This window comes from Pantoea sp. Cy-639 (genome assembly GCF_011752525.1).
Taxonomy (GTDB): domain Bacteria; phylum Pseudomonadota; class Gammaproteobacteria; order Pseudomonadales; family Pseudomonadaceae; genus Aquipseudomonas.
This window is the reverse complement of the sequence record NZ_VWXI01000007.1, coordinates 61494-78952: the sequence shown is the minus strand read 5'-3', so window position 1 is coordinate 78952 and position 17459 is coordinate 61494. Positions and strand designations below refer to the sequence as shown.

The 17459-nt window shown below is 64.9% G+C and carries 16 protein-coding genes and 1 pseudogene; 12 read left to right on the top strand and 5 right to left on the bottom strand.

Going from position 1 to position 17459, the window contains the following annotated elements; all coding sequences use genetic code 11:
* The first annotated feature begins 5 nt into the window (after nt 1-5).
* A complete protein-coding gene (locus F3J43_RS11035; RefSeq protein ID WP_205297785.1) occupies nt 6-2327 on the top strand; it encodes a penicillin-binding protein 1A in 2322 nt (773 codons plus the stop codon).
* Nucleotides 2328-2511: 184 nt separating this feature from the next.
* On the opposite strand, the pseudogene F3J43_RS11030 reads toward F3J43_RS11035, so the two are convergent.
* The 3 genes and pseudogenes from F3J43_RS11030 to rpmE all read right to left on the bottom strand — a co-directional run.
* Nucleotides 2512-3732, bottom strand: a pseudogene (locus tag F3J43_RS11030) (malic enzyme-like NAD(P)-binding protein); the annotation flags it as partial.
* A gap of 176 nt (nt 3733-3908) precedes the next feature.
* Nucleotides 3909-4730, bottom strand: a complete 822-nt coding sequence (locus F3J43_RS11025) for a thermonuclease family protein (protein WP_166885725.1) — start codon at nt 4728-4730, stop codon at nt 3909-3911.
* Between the two features lie 2 nt (nt 4731-4732).
* Nucleotides 4733-4948: a 50S ribosomal protein L31 gene (gene rpmE / locus F3J43_RS11020; protein ID WP_008092997.1), complete on the bottom strand. Its 216-nt coding sequence runs from the start codon at nt 4946-4948 to the stop codon at nt 4733-4735.
* Nucleotides 4949-5117: 169 nt separating this feature from the next.
* Here rpmE and F3J43_RS11015 point away from each other — a divergent pair, with 169 nt between their 5' ends.
* The 3 genes from F3J43_RS11015 (at nt 5118) to F3J43_RS11005 (ending at nt 9942) form a co-directional block, all read left to right on the top strand.
* Nucleotides 5118-7337 (top strand): primosomal protein N', encoded by a 2220-nt coding sequence (locus F3J43_RS11015; RefSeq protein WP_166885723.1) that lies wholly within the window; start codon nt 5118-5120, stop codon nt 7335-7337.
* A gap of 165 nt (nt 7338-7502) precedes the next feature.
* Nucleotides 7503-9239, top strand: coding sequence for an arginine--tRNA ligase (argS, locus tag F3J43_RS11010; protein WP_166885721.1), 1737 nt, complete (start codon nt 7503-7505; stop codon nt 9237-9239).
* A gap of 1 nt (nt 9240) precedes the next feature.
* Entirely contained in the window at nt 9241-9942 is a 702-nt protein-coding gene (locus F3J43_RS11005; protein ID WP_166885719.1) for an SPOR domain-containing protein, read from the top strand.
* A gap of 39 nt (nt 9943-9981) precedes the next feature.
* On the opposite strand, the gene F3J43_RS11000 is transcribed toward F3J43_RS11005, so the two are convergent.
* A complete protein-coding gene (locus F3J43_RS11000) occupies nt 9982-10407 on the bottom strand; it encodes an NINE protein (protein ID WP_166885717.1) in 426 nt (141 codons plus the stop codon).
* Between the two features lie 157 nt (nt 10408-10564).
* On the opposite strand from F3J43_RS11000, the gene F3J43_RS10995 reads away from it, so the two are divergent.
* Nucleotides 10565-11206: a C40 family peptidase gene (locus tag F3J43_RS10995; protein WP_166885714.1), complete on the top strand. Its 642-nt coding sequence runs from the start codon at nt 10565-10567 to the stop codon at nt 11204-11206.
* An 87-nt stretch (nt 11207-11293) separates the two neighbouring features.
* On the opposite strand, the gene F3J43_RS10990 is transcribed toward F3J43_RS10995, so the two are convergent.
* Complete coding sequence (locus F3J43_RS10990; protein WP_166885712.1) at nt 11294-12295, bottom strand: type IV pilus twitching motility protein PilT; 1002 nt, start codon at nt 12293-12295, stop codon at nt 11294-11296.
* A gap of 65 nt (nt 12296-12360) precedes the next feature.
* Between F3J43_RS10990 and F3J43_RS10985 the strand changes: the two genes are divergently transcribed.
* The 7 genes from F3J43_RS10985 (at nt 12361) to rdgB (ending at nt 17454) form a co-directional block, all read left to right on the top strand.
* On the top strand, nt 12361-13047 hold the full coding sequence (locus tag F3J43_RS10985) for a YggS family pyridoxal phosphate-dependent enzyme (RefSeq protein WP_166885710.1): 687 nt from the start codon (nt 12361-12363) through the stop codon (nt 13045-13047).
* A 38-nt stretch (nt 13048-13085) separates the two neighbouring features.
* The gene (proC, locus tag F3J43_RS10980; RefSeq protein ID WP_166885707.1) at nt 13086-13904 is read left to right on the top strand and encodes a pyrroline-5-carboxylate reductase; all 819 of its coding nucleotides are present in this window, start codon (nt 13086-13088) and stop codon (nt 13902-13904) included.
* 10 nt (nt 13905-13914) lie between these two features.
* Entirely contained in the window at nt 13915-14505 is a 591-nt protein-coding gene (locus F3J43_RS10975) for a YggT family protein (protein WP_166885705.1), read from the top strand.
* Between the two features lie 98 nt (nt 14506-14603).
* The gene (gene metX / locus F3J43_RS10970; RefSeq protein WP_166885703.1) at nt 14604-15743 is read left to right on the top strand and encodes a homoserine O-succinyltransferase MetX; all 1140 of its coding nucleotides are present in this window, start codon (nt 14604-14606) and stop codon (nt 15741-15743) included.
* Between the two features lie 7 nt (nt 15744-15750).
* Entirely contained in the window at nt 15751-16371 is a 621-nt protein-coding gene (gene metW, locus F3J43_RS10965; protein ID WP_166885701.1) for a methionine biosynthesis protein MetW, read from the top strand.
* 25 nt (nt 16372-16396) lie between these two features.
* On the top strand, nt 16397-16861 hold the full coding sequence (locus tag F3J43_RS10960; protein ID WP_166885699.1) for a DUF4426 domain-containing protein: 465 nt from the start codon (nt 16397-16399) through the stop codon (nt 16859-16861).
* A complete protein-coding gene (gene rdgB, locus F3J43_RS10955; protein WP_205297784.1) occupies nt 16861-17454 on the top strand; it encodes an RdgB/HAM1 family non-canonical purine NTP pyrophosphatase in 594 nt (197 codons plus the stop codon). The genes F3J43_RS10960 and rdgB overlap by 1 nt, the downstream gene beginning before the upstream one ends.
* The last annotated feature ends 5 nt before the right edge of the window (nt 17455-17459 follow it).

Here is a 17459-nt window from a genome sequence, read left to right as displayed (position 1 = left end):
TCCAGTTGCAAATCCCCCTGAGGGTGTACAGCAGCGACGGCAAGCTGATCGCCGAGTTTGGCGAGATGCGCCGGTCTCCGATCAAGTTCCAGGAAATTCCCCCACAGTTCATCCAGGCGCTTCTGTCTGCCGAGGACGACAATTTCCTCAACCACTATGGGGTGGATCCCAGCAGCCTGATGCGCGCGGCCACGCAACTGCTCAAGTCCGGGCATATCCAGACGGGCGGCAGCACCATCACCATGCAGGTGGCGAAGAACTTCTTCCTGTCCAGCGAACGCAGCTTCTCGCGCAAGACCAACGAGATCCTCCTGGCCCTGCAGATCGAGCGCGAACTGACCAAGGACGAGATTCTCGAGCTCTACGTCAACAAGATCTACCTGGGCAACCGTGCCTACGGTATCGACGCTGCGGCGCAGGTTTACTACGGCAAGTCGATCCGCGACGTCAGCCTGGCGCAGATGGCCATGATCGCCGGCCTGCCCAAGGCACCGTCGCGCTTCAACCCGCTGGCCAACCCGGTACGCGCCAAAGAGCGCCGCGACTGGATCCTCGGGCGCATGTACAAGCTCGGCAAGATCGACCAGTCCAGCTACGAGGCTGCGCTGGCCGAACCGCTGAATGCCAGCTATCACGTGCCGACACCTGAGGTGAACGCGCCCTACGTCGCCGAAATGGCCCGCGCCGAGATGGTCGGCCGCTACGGCAGCGATGCCTACACCGAAGGCTTCCGTGTCACCACCACCGTGCCAAGCGACATGCAGCAGATGGCCAACAATGCGGTGCTCAACGGCCTCTCCGAGTACGACGAGCGCCACGGCTATCGCGGCCCTGAATCGCGCTTCCCGGGCAAGACGCGCGCCGCCTGGCTGCAAGAACTGGCCAAGCAGCGCACCCTTGGCGGCCTGGAGCCGGCGATTGTCACCCAGGTCGAGAAGAGCGGCCTGAAGGTGATGACCCGCGCAGGCCTGGAGGAGGAAGTGTCCTGGGACACCATGAAATGGGCACGCCCATACCTCAACAGCAACTCCCAGGGCCGCGCGCCGCAGTCGCCTGCCGACGTCGCCCAGATCGGCGACCTGGTACGCCTGCAGCGCCTGGAGAACGGCAAGCTCAAGTTCAGCCAGGTACCGGGGGCCCAGAGCGCGCTGGTCACGCTTGACCCTTACAGCGGCGCGATCCGTGGTCTGGTCGGCGGTTTCTCCTTCGAGCAGAGCAACTACAACCGTGCCATGCAGGCCAAGCGCCAGCCGGGCTCGAGCTTCAAGCCCTTCGTCTACAGCGCCGCGCTGGACAACGGCTATACCGCCGCCAGCCTGGTCAATGACGCACCGATCGTGTTCGTCGACGAATACCTCGACAAAGTCTGGCGGCCAAAGAACGACACCAACACCTTCCTCGGCCCGATCCGCATGCGCGAGGCGCTGTACAAGTCGCGTAACCTGGTGTCGATCCGCCTGCTGCAGGCCATGGGTGTCGATCGCACCATCGACTACATCGCCAAGTTCGGCTTCAACAAGCAGGACCTGCCACGCAACCTTTCGCTGGCCCTGGGCACCGCGACACTGACGCCGATGGAGATCGCCACCGGCTGGAGCACCTTCGCCAACGGTGGCTACAAGATCAACCCCTACCTGATCGAACGCATCGAGAGCCGTAACGGCGAAACCCTCTACACCGCCAACCCGGCACGCGTGCCCCAGGGCAACCTGGACCAGGCTGGCCTGGCCGCGCCCGAGCAGCCGATCAGCGTCGCACCGATGCCAGGCGAGGCGCCTTCGGCCTACGGCCAGGTAACGCCAGCCCCTGTGGTGCCGGCCGTGGCCGAGCAGATCATCGACAGTCGTACCGCCTATATTCTCACCAGCATGCTGCAGGATGTGATCAAACGAGGCACCGGCCGCCGCGCCCTGGCCCTGGGTCGTACCGATCTGGCAGGCAAGACCGGCACCACCAACGAGTCCAAGGACGCCTGGTTCACCGGCTACAACGCCGACTATGTGACCAGCGTCTGGGTCGGCTTCGACCAGCCGGAAACCCTGGGCCGACGCGAATACGGCGGCACCGTGGCGCTGCCGATCTGGATGAACTTCATGGGCCAGGCGCTCAAGGGCAAGCCCGAGCACGCCCCTGCCGAACCCGAGGGCATTCTCAGCCTGCGCGTCGACCCGGTCAGCGGACGCGCCGCCACGCCGAGCACGCCTAACGCCTACTTCGAGCTGTTCAAGGCCGAGGACACGCCACCGTCGGTGGACGAACTGGGCAATGGCGTCGTACCGGGCAGCCCGCTGCCGGCCGACGAAGCGGCGCCGATGGATCTGTTCTGATCCCATCGCAAGACAAGCCCGCTCCCACGAGATGACACGCTGTGGGAACGGGCTTGCCCCGCGATGATTTCACAAGCCAACAAAAAGCCCCGGCTCTCGCGAGCCGGGGCTTTTTCATGTCGCCTCGACGGGATCAGCCGTTGAACACGTCATCCACGCTTTTCAGCGGGTAGTGCTTCGGATACGGCAGGGTCGCCACACCGGACTCGATGGCGGCCTTGGCCACGGCATCGGACACCACGGTGATCAGGCGCGCGTCCAGCGGCTTCGGAATGATGTACTCACGGCCGAACTCCAGGCCCTGCACACCATAGGCATCGCAGACTTCCTTGGGCACCGGCTGCTTGGCCAGGTCCTTCAGGGCGATGGCGGCGGCGATCTTCATTTCTTCGTTGATGCGCTTGGCGCGAACGTCCAGGGCACCGCGGAAGATGAACGGGAAGCCCAGTACGTTGTTGACCTGGTTCGGGTAGTCGGAACGACCGGTGGCCATGATCACGTCGCTGCGGGTGGCGTGGGCCAGTTCCGGGGCGATTTCCGGGTCCGGGTTCGAGCAGGCGAACACGATCGGGTTGGCAGCCATCGACTTCAGGCCTTCCGGGCTCAGCAGGTTCGGGCCGGACAGGCCAACGAACACGTCGGCACCCTCAAGGGCATCGGCCAGGGTGCGCTTGTCGGTGGCGTGGGCGAACTGGGCCTTGTACTGGTTCAGGTCGTCGCGGCCAGCGTGGATCACGCCGCTACGATCGATCATGAAGATGTTCTCGACCTTGGCACCCATGCTCACCAGCAGCTTCATGCAGGAGATGGCCGCAGCGCCGGCGCCCAGGCAGACGATCTTCGCCTCCTCGAGCTTCTTGCCGGCGATTTCCAGGGCGTTGATCATGCCGGCCGCGGTGACGATGGCGGTGCCATGCTGGTCATCGTGGAAGACCGGGATGTCGCACTGTTCGATCAGGGTGCGCTCGATCTCGAAGCACTCGGGTGCCTTGATGTCTTCGAGGTTGATGCCACCGAAGGTGATGGAGATGCGGCGAACGGTGTCGATGAAAGCCTGCGGGCTTTCCGATTCGACTTCGATATCGAACACGTCGATACCGGCGAAACGCTTGAACAGAACGCCCTTGCCTTCCATGACCGGCTTCGAGGCCAGCGGGCCAAGGTCACCCAGACCGAGGATCGCGGTACCGTCGGAAATCACCGCGACCAGGTTGCCCTTGCCGGTGTATTTGTAGGCCAGCTCTGGGTCACGGCCGATCTCGCGCACGGGTTCGGCGACGCCTGGGCTGTAGGCCAGGGCGAGGTCGCGGGCGGTGGCGGTTGGCTTGGAGAGCTCGACGCTCAGTTTCCCCGGACGAGGCTGAGCGTGGTATTCGAGAGCGGCGGTTTTCAGGTCTGACATGATGGGCATTCCGCTGTTTACTGTTCTGACGGACCGCCGAGGATACGCAAAGTGCCGGGGGGCGACAAGACTGCCCGGTCACTATGTGTCAAGGCCTTTGGCCTACGACTTTACGCTATAACCCACGGGGCTTACGGAAGCCAGTGTGTACAATCCAATAGCAAACTGTCTACAACTATTTAGCCAGAAACAGGCGCCAACATACTCGGATCGGTCAATGGCAACACCCAGCGTCGCTGCCCAGGCTTGAGCCCTCCCTTGCGGGAACGATCCAGCACCCAGCCGCGCACTTCGACCTGGCGTCCCTTGAGGTTAGCGAAGAAGCGGGTGGGGAAGTTGCGCTGCAGACGAGCGGGGACCTGCAATACCAGGTTATCGTCGAGCTCCAGCCAGACCCCGCCGCGGTTGCGTTCGATGCCATTGATCCGACCGCGGATCAGCGCGAAGCCGGACTGCCGAACATCCCGCGCGCGCAACACTGGAGACTGTCGCCAGAGCCCCGCGCGGGCCTTGCGAGCGGCCTGCTCGGCCTGCTGCTGGCAACCTGCAAGCCGGACATTGGGGGCAATCGCGACCCGATAGCCAAGCCCTTCACTGAGCAGTTGTGCTTCGAGATTGTCGCCAGAACGGCTATACAGATGCGCCAACGTTCGCCCGTATTTGTCCTTTGGCTCGGCCCCGAGCACCAGCCCAATACGCCCGTCACTGGCTGCGACCAGTGCCTGCAGGCGCCGCTTGGCCGCCTCGGCGAACGGTTCGCTGCCGCGCCCCTTGCGCCCGATCTCAGGCGCATTGATGCCGATCAGGCGTACGCTGCGGCCATCGCGCAGGCGCAGCGTGTCGCCATCGACCACATTGCGCACCAGCACCTGCTGCGGCCGTTCCGGCAGCGGACAGAAGGCCTGGGCCGGGAGGTGCCAGATCGCGCCCACAAAAAAGGCGCCCACAAGGGGCGCCTTCTTCTGCAACAGCGCGAATCCCGAAGGCTTCGCCATGCGCATGATTACTTCTTGGTACCGAACATACCGAAGCGATCGGCGAACTTCTGTACGCGACCACCGGTGTCCAGAACTTTCTGCTTACCGGTGTAGAACGGGTGGCACAGGTTGCAAACGTCGATCGCCAGGGTGTTGCCCAGGGTCGAACGGGTTTCGAATTTGTTGCCGCAGCTGCAGGTGACTGCAACTACTTCGTAGTTCGGATGAATATCTGCTTTCATGGTCACTTCCTCGAGCTGCGTGCCGCCACCCAACACCTATTGTTGAATACCGCACGTAATTAGGCGGCGAATAATACCAGAGCACGGGGCCAGTGCAAGTTGTCGCTTGCACCGACCGTCGTCTGCTAGGCTCGCCTGATTTGTGAAACGCCCTCCAGAGACTTTCCGCGTGTCCGACGTCATCCTGCGCCTTGCCCTGCCCTCGCCCCTGCGTCGCCTGTTCGACTATCGGGCCCCAGCAAGCATGGCGCGCCAGACGCTGACGCCCGGCATGCGCCTGCGCGTGCCGTTCGGCCGCCGCGAGATGATCGGCGTCCTGGTGGAGGTGGCCGACAAGAGCGAAGTGCCCGCCGACAAGCTCAAGCCCGCCAGCGCCCTGCTCGACCCCGTCTCGCCGCTGCCCCCAGCGCTGTTCCGACTGTGCCTGTGGACCTCCCAGTACTACCAGCACAGCCTGGGCGACACCCTCAACTGGGCACTGCCCACCCTGCTGCGTCAGGGCGAGCCAGCCGAGGCGCGCCAGGAGCGCTTCTGGCACGTGGCCCCTGGCGCACGCCTGGAAGACCCGCGCATCGCCCGCGCGCCGCGCCAGCGCGATGCACTCAAGACCCTCTCCCAGCACCACCACGGCGTGGCGCACAGCCTGCTGGGCAAGCTCGGCCTGAACAAGGACAGCCTCGACCTGCTGCTGGCCAAGGAGCTGGTCGAGGTCGAGGTCCGCCGCCATTTGCCAGCGGCTCGCCACGAACACTGGCTGGCCCAGCCGGAGCTGCCCCTCAACGAAGAGCAGCGCGCCGCCTTCGAGGCCGTGCGTGCCGGCTTTGGCGCCTTCCACGCCTACCTGCTCGCAGGCGTCACCGGCAGCGGCAAGACCGAGGTCTACCTGCAACTGATCCGCGAGACGCTCGAGGCCGGCAAGCAGGCACTGATCCTCATTCCCGAGATCAACCTCGGCCCGCAGACCTTGCAGCGTTTCGAACAGCGCTTCAACGCCCGCATCGCCCTGCTGCACTCGGCGGTGAGCGACCGCGAGCGCCTGGATGCCTGGCTGGCCGCCCGTGACGGTGAGGCGGACATCATCATCGGTACCCGCTCGGCATTGTTCACGCCGATGAAACACCCCGGCCTGATCATCATCGACGAGGAACACGACGGCTCTTATAAACAGCAGGAAGGCCTGCGCTACCATGCCCGCGACCTGGCGGTGGTGCGCGCGCACCAGGAGAACATTCCAATCCTGCTGGGCTCGGCGACCCCATCGCTGGAGAGCCTGCACAACGCCCACAGCGGTCGCTACGGCCTGTTGCGCATGAACCAGCGCGCCGGCGGGGCCAAGGCGCCACGTTTCCTGCGCCTGGACGTGCGCAGCCTGCCACTGGACAGCGGGATCAGCGGTCCGTTGCAACAGGCCATCCGCCAGACCCTGGAGGCCGGCCAGCAGGTGCTGGTGTTCCTCAACCGCCGAGGTTTCGCGCCGACCCTGCTGTGCCACGACTGCGGCTGGCTGTCGGAATGCCCGCGCTGCGATGCACGCATGACCGTGCACCAGCGCTCGGGCGTGCTGCGCTGCCACCATTGCGGTTATGACGAACGCCTGCCATTGCAATGCCCGCAGTGCGCCCATGTCGACCTGCGCCCGGTGGGCGCTGGCACCGAACGCGCCGAAGAGCGCCTGAAGGTGCTGTTCCCCGACTACCCGATCCTGCGGGTCGACCGCGACAGCACCTCGCGCAAGGACGCCATGCACCAGTTGTTCAGCACCATCCAGCGTGGCCAGCCGAGCATCCTGGTCGGCACCCAGATGCTGGCCAAGGGTCACCATTTCCCACGGGTGACCCTGGTAGCCATCCTCGATGCCGACGGCGGGTTGTTCTCCGGCGACTTCCGCGCCAGCGAGCGCATGGCCCAGTTGATCGTGCAGGTCGCCGGTCGGGCCGGCCGGGCCGAGGAACCGGGCAAGGTGATCGTGCAGACCCATCTGGCCGACCACCCGCTGCTGGTACAGCTCACCGAGCAAGGCTACTTCGCCTTCGCCGAGCAGGCCCTGAGCGAACGCCGCGCCGCCGGCCTGCCGCCGTTCGCCCACCTGGCCCTGTTGCGCGCCGATGCGCACAAGCCGGGCCAGGCCGAGAGCTTCCTCGACGAAGCCTGCAGCGCCGCCGAGCGGCTGCTGGCCGAACAAGGGCTGCACGGTATCGAGTTGCTCGGCCCGGTCCCCGCCCCCATGGAACGACGGGCGGGGCGCTTTCGTGCGCAACTATTGCTCCAGGCCAATGCCCGCGCACCGCTGCATCGACTGATCAGCGCCTGGTTGCTAGTGTTGGAGCAGATGCCCGCGGGGCGCCAGGTGCGCTGGTCACTGGATGTCGACCCGGTCGACCTTTATTGATCCGTACCCCGCGATAGCGCCATCGCGGGGCAAGCCCGCTCCTGCGCCCGACCAGCGATACCAGGGCAAAAGGTTGGCAACCCGCCGCCAGCAACGGATAATACCCAGTTTTTCCACCTGCGCATCGAAGCGCTCCACCGCGCTTGCGGTCGAAAAGAGACCCCCATGAAAGACACCATTCGCCAGCTGATCCAGCAAGCCCTCACCCAACTCGTCGCCGACGGTGTGCTGCCTGAAGGGCTGACGCCGGCGATCCAGGTGGAAAACGCCCGCGACAAGACCCACGGTGACTTCGCCAGCAACATCGCCATGATGCTGGCCAAGCCGGCCGGCATGAAGCCGCGCGACCTGGCCGAGAAGCTGATCGCCGCCCTGCCCGCCAGCCCGGACATCACCAAGGCCGAAATCGCCGGCCCCGGTTTCCTGAACTTCTTCCAGAATACCGACGCCCTGGCCAACCGCCTCGACGCCGCCCTGGCCGACGCCCGCCTGGGCGTGCACAAGGCCGGTCCGGCCGAGAAGGTGGTGATCGACATGTCGGCACCGAACCTGGCCAAGGAGATGCACGTCGGCCACCTGCGCTCGACCATCATCGGCGACAGCGTCGCCCGGGTGCTGGAGTTCCTCGGCGATGATGTCATCCGCCAGAACCACGTCGGCGACTGGGGCACCCAGTTCGGCATGCTGATGGCCTACCTGCAGGAAAACCCGATCACCAGCGACGAGCTGTCGGACCTGGAGAATTTCTACCGCGCGGCGAAAAAACGCTTCGACGAATCCGAGGAGTTCGCCACCCGCGCCCGCGGCCTGGTGGTCAAGCTGCAAGCCGGCGACCCCGAGTGCCTGGCCCTGTGGACCCGCTTCAAGGACATTTCGCTGTCGCACTGCCAGAAGACCTACGAACTGCTCAACGTCAAGCTGACCATGGCCGACGTGATGGGCGAGAGCGCCTACAACGCCGACCTCGCCAACGTGGTCGCCGACCTCAAGGCCAAGGGCCTGCTGGTCGAGGACCAGGGCGCCCAGTGCGTGTTCCTCGAGGAGTTCAAGAACGCCGAAGGCGAGCCGCTGCCGGTGATCGTGCAGAAGGCCGACGGCGGCTACCTGTACGCCACCACCGACCTGGCCGCCGTGCGCTACCGCAGCAACACCCTGCACGCCGATCGCGCCCTGTACTTCGTCGACCAGCGCCAGGCCCTGCACTTCAACCAGGTGTTCGAGGTTGCCCGCCGCGCAGGCTTCGTCGGCCATCCGATGAAGATGGAGCACATGGGCTTCGGCACCATGAACGGCGCCGACGGCCGTCCGTTCAAGACCCGCGATGGCGGCACCGTCAAGCTGATCGACCTGCTCACCGAGGCCAAGGACCGCGCCTACGCGCTGGTCAAGGAGAAGAACCCAAGCCTGGCCGAGGACGAGTTGCGTCACATCGGTGAAGTGGTCGGCATCGGCGCGGTCAAGTACGCCGACCTGTCCAAGCACCGCACCAGCGACTACAGCTTCAACTTCGAGCTGATGCTCAACTTCGAGGGCAATACCGCGCCCTACCTGCTGTACGCCTACACCCGCGTGGCCGGCGTATTCCGCAAGCTGGGCAAGGGTTTCGACGAAGTCGATGGCAGCATCGTCCTGCAGGCCCCGCACGAGCAGGACCTGGCCGCGCGCCTCGCCCAGTTCGGCGAAATCCTGAACAACGTCGCCGAGAAAGGCACCCCGCACGTGCTGTGCAGCTACCTCTACGACCTGGCCGGCCTGTTCTCCAGCTTCTACGAGAACTGCCCGATCCTGGCCGCCGAGACCGCCGAGCAGCAGCAAAGCCGGCTGCGCCTGGCCGCCCTGACCGGCCGCACCCTCAAGCAAGGCCTGGAGCTGCTCGGCCTGGAAACCCTGGAGCGCATGTAACTTGGCCGCCAAGAAAAAGCCCGCACCCAAGCGCGGCGCCAGCCGCCACCAGCCGCCCGCCAAACAGCCGATGCCAGGCTGGGTGTGGCTGGCGGTCGGCCTGACCATCGGCGCCTTCATCGTCTTCCTGATGAAGCTGGAGCCAGGCGGTGGCGACATCAAGCGCACCAAGCCTGAGCAACAGAAACCGGAAAAGGTCGCCGAGGCGAGCAAGACCACCACGCCGACCGTGCAACAACCGGTGAAGCCGAAGTACGACTTCTACACCCTGCTGCCGGAGTCGGAGGTGATCGTGCCGCCCGAGGCCGTGCCGGAGAAGACGCCGCCCGTGCCGGCCCAACCACCGGTGCCGTCCACTCCCGTCACCCCGGCAGAGGCCGCGAAAATCGACACCGCCCGTGCCCAGGCGGCCTTGATGGGACAGACCCCACCGCCTGCGCCACCGGTGATCAAGCCCGCAGCCACCACCCAGTTCTTCCTGCAGGCCGGTTCGTTCCGCAAGCAGGCCGACGCCGACAAGGTCCGCGCGCAGATCATCCTGCTTGGCCAGGCGGTCAAGGTGGAGTCGGGCACGGTCAAGGAAGAGACCTGGTACCGAGTCATGGTCGGCCCGTTCAGCAACCGCGAGCAGCTGACCGTGGCGCAGAAGCAACTGGCTGGGGCCGGCTTCAGCAACCTGCTGTTGCAACAGCGCCGCCAGTAATGAAAAAGGCCTTGCCGCACACCGCGACAAGGCCTTTTTTCATACCCGCCGACGGGCGAGGTTGACCTCGGAAATCTGCCGGTTCAGCGTCCAGAAGTCGTACAGCACGCCCAGCAGGAACAACCCGCCGGTGAACAGGTAGATCAGCGCCGTGATCCACTTGCCCTGGTACAGGCGATGAATGCCGAAGATCCCGAGGAACGTCAGGAGGATCCAGGCCAGGTTGTAGTCGACGCCGCCGGACTCGAAGCGCGTGTCCGCCTCGCGATCCATCGACGGGATCAGGAACAGGTCGATCAGCCAACCGATACCCAGCAGCCCGAAGGTGAAGAACCAGATCGTCCCGGTAATCGGCTTGCCGTAGTAGAAACGGTGCGAGCCGGTGAAGCCGAAGATCCAGAGCAGGTAGCCGAGGACCTTGCTGTGGGTGTCATGCGCAGACGCACCCTGTTGATAACCATTCATTCGAAGCCCTCGTGGGTTAGCCGAAAATTTTCTAACGGGAAATGTGACTTTTCCGTTTTTACCCGACATATGGTACGCGCCGGGGCGACCAACGGATCAGATTTAGAACGAAAAGCTGTTATAAAGTTGCGCGCCAACACCTATAAGAGCTTCAACTATGCCGCCTTTCTTCAAGACATGGCTGACCCTCTGCCTACTTTTGCCCCTGGCCGCCCACGCCACCAACCGTGAGCAACGTCTTCCCAGCGGATTCACCGGTTACACGGCCAATGCCGACACCTCGGTGAAACGCACCCCGATCAAGTACCGTAGCACCACCACCCTCCAGGTCCGTCCCGGCAATGCTGCCCGGCATCAGGCGCAGCAAGCGGTGGCCATGTCACCGAAGCAGAGCAGCGAAGTGCTCAGCCGTGCCGTGAACATGCTCGGCACACCTTATCGTTGGGGAGGCAGCACGCCGAAAAAGGGCTTCGACTGCAGCGGCCTGGTCAAGTACGCCTTCAATGACGTGGCCAATGTCGACCTGCCACGCACCTCCAACGCCATGGCCCAGGGCCAGGGTGTCAAGGTGTCGCGTGGCGAGCTCAAGCCAGGCGACCTGATCTTCTTCAACATCAAGAGCCGTCGGGTCAACCACGTCGCCATCTACCTGGGCAACGACCGCTTCATCCATGCGCCGCGTACCGGCAAGCGGGTGAGCATCGACAGCCTCGACAAGCCTTACTGGCAAAAGCATTACGTGGTGGCCAAGCGCGTACTGCCCAAAGATCAGCAAGCGCTGAGACTGGCCAAGCGCTGAGCCCCCAGCAGGAGCCAGCCTTGCTGGCGAAGCACGCGTCGCGATGCCTGGCACCGGCGCGCCGATGCTCGCCGGCAAAGCCGGCTCCTACGGGTGTTCAGCCAGCAAGCCTTGCGTCTTCAGCGCCTGCAGTGCCCCTTCCATCGTCCGCATCCCCATTGCAGCGCCGGTCTGCATCAATGAATGGACCTGTGCCATCCGCCCCTCGCGGATCAGGTTGCGCACCGCAGGGGTCGCCACCAACACCTCCCGCGCAGCGATACGCCCCCCGCCCAGCCGCTTGACCAGCACCTGCGCAACCACAAGGCGCAGCGACTCGGCGAGCATTGCACGCACCAGCATCTTCTCTTCCGGGGCGAACACCTCCAGCAGTCGATCAATGCCGCTTACCGCCGAGCGCGCATGCACGGTGGCCAGCACCAGATGCCCGGTTTCCGCCGCCCGCAGCGCCAGCCGGATACTCTCCAGGTCACGCAGCTCGCCGATCATGATCACGTCCGGGTCCTGGCGCAGTGCACTGCGCAGGCCCTGGGCAAAGTCACGACAGTGCAGGCCGACCTCACGCTGATTGACCAGCCCGCGCTGGCCGTCGTGAAGGAACTCGATGGGGTCCTCGAGGGTGACGATATGCCATGCGTACCGCCGATTGAGCTGATCAACCAGCGCCGCCAGGGTGCTCGACTTGCCGCTGCCGGTTGCCCCACCCACCAGCACCAGGCCGTCCCGGTTCTGTGCAATAAGCCGAAACACTTCTTCCAGGTCGAGCGCAGCGAGATCCGGCACCTGCGCCGGAATCAGGCGCACGCTGATCGCCGGGCCGTTGCGTTGCCGGAACAGGTTCAGACGCAGGCGACCGATGCCGGCCAGTGTCAACGCCAGGTCCAACTCGTCACCCGTATGCCACTGACGCCGCTGCCCATCGTCAAGCAACTCGGACACCCCCATGTCCAGTGCCTGCGCCGTCAACGGCGCCTGCTCCAGGCGCCGCAACTCGCCCGCCACGCGTATCAGCGGCACCTCGCCCGCAGCCAGGTGCAGGTCGCTGGCCCCCGCCGCCACGGCATGGGCCAGCAGGTCGGTCACATCCATGAGACTCCCCAAGGGCGATCAAGCAGGTAGAATGCCGCAGACCACAACAGCGCCGGCGACGACCCATGTCCACCCTAGCAGACAACATTTGCGCCATTGCCTCCCGTATCGACAGTGCGGCCAGGGCCGCCGGACGCGATCCAGCCAGTGTCCAGCTGCTGGCCGTGAGCAAGACCAAACCCGCCAGCGCCATCCGCGAGGCCTACGCGGCCGGCCTGCGCGACGTAGGCGAGAATTACCTTCAGGAAGCCCTGACCAAACAACAGGCGCTTTCCGACCTGCCCTTGATCTGGCACTTCATCGGCCCCATTCAGTCGAACAAGACCAAGGCCATTGCCGAGCACTTCGACTGGGTACATTCCGTGGACCGCCTGAAGATCGCCCAACGCCTCTCCGAGCAGCGCCCGGCCAACATGGCGCCGCTGAACATCTGCCTGCAGGTGAACGTCAGTGGCGAAGCCAGCAAGTCCGGCTGCGCCCCCGCCGAACTGCCCGCGCTGGCCAAGGCGGTCAGCGCCCTGCCAGGCTTGCGCCTGCGCGGGCTGATGGCGATTCCCGAACCCACCGAGGAGCGCAGCGAACAGGAAGCGGCCTTCGCCACCCTGCATCAGCTCCAGCAGCAGCTGGAACTTGGCCTGGATACCTTGTCGATGGGCATGAGCCACGACCTGGAAGCCGCAGTCGCCCAAGGCGCGACCTGGGTCCGCATCGGCACCGCCCTGTTCGGCGCCCGCGACTACGGCCAGCCCTGAACCCATGCTTAACCCACTTTTCGCCTCAAGGACCTGACATGAGCAAGACTCGTATTGCCTTTATCGGCGCCGGCAACATGGCCGCCAGCCTGATCGGCGGCCTGCGCGCCCAGGGCCTGGACACCGCGCAGATCCGCGCCAGCGATCCGGGTGCCGAGACCCGCGCGCGCATCCAGGCCGAACACGGCATCGAAACCTTCGCCGACAACGCCCAGGCCATCGACGGCGTGGACGTCATCGTGCTGGCGGTCAAGCCGCAAGTCATGAAGGCCGTCTGCGAAACGCTCAAAGCCAACCTGAAACCCGGTCAGATGGTGGTGTCGATCGCCGCCGGCATCACCTGCGCCAGCCTGCAGGCCTGGCTGGGCGCCGTCCCTGTGGTGCGCTGCATGCCCAATACCCCGGCCCTGCTGCGCCAGGGGGTCAGCGGCCTGTACGCCACCCAGGAGGTTTCGGCCGAGCAACGCCAGCAGGCCGAACAGTTGCTGTCCGCCGTGGGCACCGCCTTGTGGCTGGAGCAGGAGCAGCAACTGGACGCCGTCACCGCTGTCTCCGGCAGCGGTCCTGCGTACTTCTTCCTGCTGATCGAAGCCATGACCGCCGCCGGCGAGAAGCTCGGCCTGCCACGGGAAACCGCCTCGCAACTCACCCTGCACACCGCCCTGGGTGCCGCCCGCATGGCGGTGGCCAGCGACGTCGATGCCGCCGAGCTACGTCGCCGCGTCACCTCGCCTGCCGGCACCACCGAGGCCGCAATCAAATCGTTCCAGGCCAATGGCTTCGAAGCCATCGTCGAACAGGCGCTGCAGGCGGCGGCAAGCCGTTCCGCTGAACTGGCCGAACAACTGGGCAAATAAGGAGCTCTCGATGAATGCACTGTCCGGCGCCGCGATCTTCGTGGTGCAAACCCTGGTCAGCCTGTACCTGGTGATCGTCCTGCTGCGCTTCGTGCTACAGCTGGTCAAGGCCGACTTCTACAACCCGCTCAGCCAGTTCGCCGTGCGCGCCACCCAGCCGCTGCTCAAGCCGCTGCGCCGGGTGATCCCCAGCATCGCCGGCCTGGATACCTCCTCGCTGCTGCTGTCGATCATCATCCAGGCCCTGCTGATGGCCTTCGTGCTGATGGTCACCTACGGCACCTTCGGCGATGTCCTGCACCTGCTGATGTGGGCGATTCTCGGCATTACCTCGCTGTTCCTGAAGATCTTCTGGGTGGCGATGATCGTCATGGTGATCGTTTCGTGGGTCGCGCCCAACAGCCACAACCCTGCCGCCGAGCTGGCCTACCAGATCAGCGAGCCGGTGCTGGCGCCCTTCCGCCGCCTGGTGCCCAACCTGGGCGGCATGGATATCTCGCCGATCTTCGCCTTCATTGCCATCCAGGTGATCCAGTCGTTCCTCATGCCGCAACTGGCGGCCTATGCCAGCATGCCGCAAGAGCTGTGGCGGATGATCTGAGCCCTGCCCGAGCCTGACGCTTCCAGCGGCAAGCCTTTGCTTGCCGCTGGGGGTAGCGCTCTTTAGACTTACGCCTCCGTCAAGCGTGAGCAGGGTCGATGTCCACTGTCTTTCCCGAAGATTCCGTTGGTCTGGTAACACCGCAGATCGCCCGGTTCGATGAACCGCTGGCCCTGGCCTGTGGCCGCTCCCTGGCCTCGTACGAACTCATCTACGAAACCTACGGCGAGCTCAACAGCAACGCCAGCAACGCCGTGCTGATCTGCCACGCGCTGTCCGGCCACCACCATGCCGCGGGCTACCACGCCGCCACCGACCGCAAACCGGGCTGGTGGGACAGCTGCATCGGCCCGGGCAAGCCGATCGACACCAACCGTTTCTTCGTGGTCAGCCTGAACAACCTCGGCGGCTGCAATGGCAGCACCGGCCCGAGCAGCGTCAACCCGGCCACCGGCAAGCCCTATGGCGCCGACTTCCCAGTGCTGACCGTGGAAGACTGGGTGCACAGCCAGGCGCGCCTGGCCGACCGCCTGGGCATCACGCAATGGGCTGCCATCGTCGGCGGCAGCCTCGGCGGCATGCAGGCGCTGCAGTGGACCATCACCTACCCGGACCGCGTGCGCCACTGCGTGGACATCGCCTCGGCGCCCAAGCTGTCGGCGCAGAACATCGCCTTCAACGAAGTGGCGCGCCAGGCCATCCTCACCGACCCCGAGTTCCACGGCGGCTCGTTCCAGGACCAGGGCGTGATCCCCAAGCGCGGCCTGATGCTGGCGCGCATGGTCGGGCATATCACCTACCTGTCCGATGACTCGATGGGCGAGAAATTCGGCCGTGAGCTCAAGAGCGACAAGCTCAACTACGACTTCCACAGCGTCGAGTTCCAGGTCGAGAGCTACCTGCGCTACCAGGGCGAGGAGTTTTCCGGCCGCTTCGACGCCAACACCTACCTGTTGATGACCAAGGCGCTGGACTACTACGATCCGGCCGCAGCCCACGGCGGCGACCTGGCCGCGACCCTGGCCCAGGTCAAGGCCGACTACTGCATCATGTCGTTCACTACCGACTGGCGCTTCTCGCCGGCCCGCTCGCGGGAGATCGTCGACGCCCTGATGGCGGCGCGCAAGAATGTCTGCTACCTGGACATCGACTCGCCCTACGGCCACGACGCCTTCCTCATCCCGACCCCTCGCTACATGCAGGGTTTCGCCAACTACATGAACCGCATCGCTGTCTGAGGACCCCATGAGAGCCGACCTGGAAATCATCCAAGACTGGATCCCCGCCGGCAGCCGGGTACTCGACCTCGGTTGCGGCAACGGCGAACTGCTGGCCTCGCTGCGCGAGCGCAAGAACGTCACCGGCTATGGCCTGGAGATCGACGCCGACAACATCGCCGCCTGCGTGGCCAAGGGCGTCAACGTCATCGAGCAGGATCTCGACAAGGGCCTGGGCAATTTCGCCAGCAACAGTTTCGACGTGGTGGTCATGACCCAGGCCCTGCAGGCCGTGGAGTACCCTGACCGAATCCTCGACGAGATGCTGCGGGTGGGCCGCCAGTGCATCATCACCTTCCCCAACTTCGGTCACTGGCGCTGCCGCTGGTACCTGGCGACCAAGGGCCGCATGCCGGTCTCGGACTTCATGCCGTACACCTGGTACAACACGCCGAACATCCATTTCTGCACCTTCGAGGACTTCGAGAACCTGTGCCACGAACGCAAGGCCAAGGTCCTCGACCGGCTGGCGGTCGACCGCCTGCACCGTAATGGGCTGGGCGGCAGGCTTTGGCCTAATCTTCTAGGAGAAATCGGTATTTATCGAGTCAGCAGCCCGGGCCTGCAGGAGCATCAGCTCGCGGTCTGACCAACGCGAACGGAGGAATGGAACCATGCGTCGACTAGCACTGTTTCTGATCAGCCTGTGCCTGGCCTTGCCGGTGCTGGCTGCCGATGCCGCCAAGCCCGAGCGCAAGCAGGACTTCGGCGACGTGACCGTGCACTACAGCGCCTTCACCTCGAGCATGCTGCAACCAGACATCGCCAGCGCCACCGGGCTGACCCGCAGCAAGAACCAGGGGGTGCTCAACATTGCCGTGCTCAAGGCCGGGCAACCGGCCATGGCCGTGCTCAAGGCCGGGCAACCGGCCATGGCCGTGGTCAGCGGCACCGTCAAGGACCTCACCGGGCGCAGCAACCCGCTGTCGTTCAAGCAGATCACCGACCAGGGCGCGATCTACTACATCGCCCAGTTCAAGATCGACCAGGCCGAGACCGTCACCTTCGACCTCAATATCGAATCCGGCGGCGTCAGCCATCCACTGAGCTTCAACCAGGAAGTGTTCCCAGGCGAATGATGAATTTCCAGCAACTCGTATTGGCCAGCCACAACGCCGGCAAACTCAAGGAACTGCAGGCCATGCTCGGCGAGTCCGTGCAACTGCGCTCGATCGGCGAATTCAGCGAGGTGGAGCCCGAAGAAACCGGCCTTTCGTTCGTCGAGAACGCCATCCTCAAGGCCCGCAACGCCTCGCGCATTTCCGGCTTGCCGGCGCTGGCCGACGACTCCGGCCTGGCCGTGGACTTCCTCGGCGGCGCACCGGGCATCTATTCGGCGCGCTATGCCGACGGCAAGGGGGACACGGCGAACAACGCCAAGCTGCTCGCTGCCCTGAAGGACGTACCGGCCCAGCAGCGTGGCGCCCAGTTCGTCTGCGTCCTGGCCCTGGTCCGGCATGCCGACGACCCGCTGCCGATCCTCTGCGAAGGCCTGTGGCACGGCAGCATCCTGTTCGAGGCCAGCGGCGAGCACGGTTTCGGCTACGACCCGCTGTTCTGGGTACCGGAGCGCAAGTGCTCCAGCGCCGACCTGGCCCCGCTCGAAAAGAACCAGCTCAGCCACCGCGCCCGCGCCATGGCCCTGCTGCGTCAACGTCTGGGCCTGGCATGACCGAA

What these genes read in the sequence shown, in the direction of transcription:
- F3J43_RS11025 (WP_166885725.1), bottom strand. Translation starts at nt 4,730, where the DNA reads ATGCGCATGGCGAAGCCTTCGGGATTCGCGCTGTTGCAGAAGAAGGCG.
- rpmE (WP_008092997.1), bottom strand. Translation starts at nt 4,948, where the DNA reads ATGAAAGCAGATATTCATCCGAACTACGAAGTAGTTGCAGTCACCTGC.
- argS (WP_166885721.1), top strand. Translation starts at nt 7,503, where the DNA reads ATGAAAGACACCATTCGCCAGCTGATCCAGCAAGCCCTCACCCAACTC.
- F3J43_RS11000 (WP_166885717.1), bottom strand. Translation starts at nt 10,407, where the DNA reads ATGAATGGTTATCAACAGGGTGCGTCTGCGCATGACACCCACAGCAAG.
- F3J43_RS10995 (WP_166885714.1), top strand. Translation starts at nt 10,565, where the DNA reads ATGCCGCCTTTCTTCAAGACATGGCTGACCCTCTGCCTACTTTTGCCC.
- F3J43_RS10990 (WP_166885712.1), bottom strand. Translation starts at nt 12,295, where the DNA reads ATGGATGTGACCGACCTGCTGGCCCATGCCGTGGCGGCGGGGGCCAGC.
- F3J43_RS10985 (WP_166885710.1), top strand. Translation starts at nt 12,361, where the DNA reads ATGTCCACCCTAGCAGACAACATTTGCGCCATTGCCTCCCGTATCGAC.
- proC (WP_166885707.1), top strand. Translation starts at nt 13,086, where the DNA reads ATGAGCAAGACTCGTATTGCCTTTATCGGCGCCGGCAACATGGCCGCC.
- F3J43_RS10975 (WP_166885705.1), top strand. Translation starts at nt 13,915, where the DNA reads ATGAATGCACTGTCCGGCGCCGCGATCTTCGTGGTGCAAACCCTGGTC.
- metX (WP_166885703.1), top strand. Translation starts at nt 14,604, where the DNA reads ATGTCCACTGTCTTTCCCGAAGATTCCGTTGGTCTGGTAACACCGCAG.
- metW (WP_166885701.1), top strand. Translation starts at nt 15,751, where the DNA reads ATGAGAGCCGACCTGGAAATCATCCAAGACTGGATCCCCGCCGGCAGC.
- F3J43_RS10960 (WP_166885699.1), top strand. Translation starts at nt 16,397, where the DNA reads ATGCGTCGACTAGCACTGTTTCTGATCAGCCTGTGCCTGGCCTTGCCG.
- rdgB (WP_205297784.1), top strand. Translation starts at nt 16,861, where the DNA reads ATGAATTTCCAGCAACTCGTATTGGCCAGCCACAACGCCGGCAAACTC.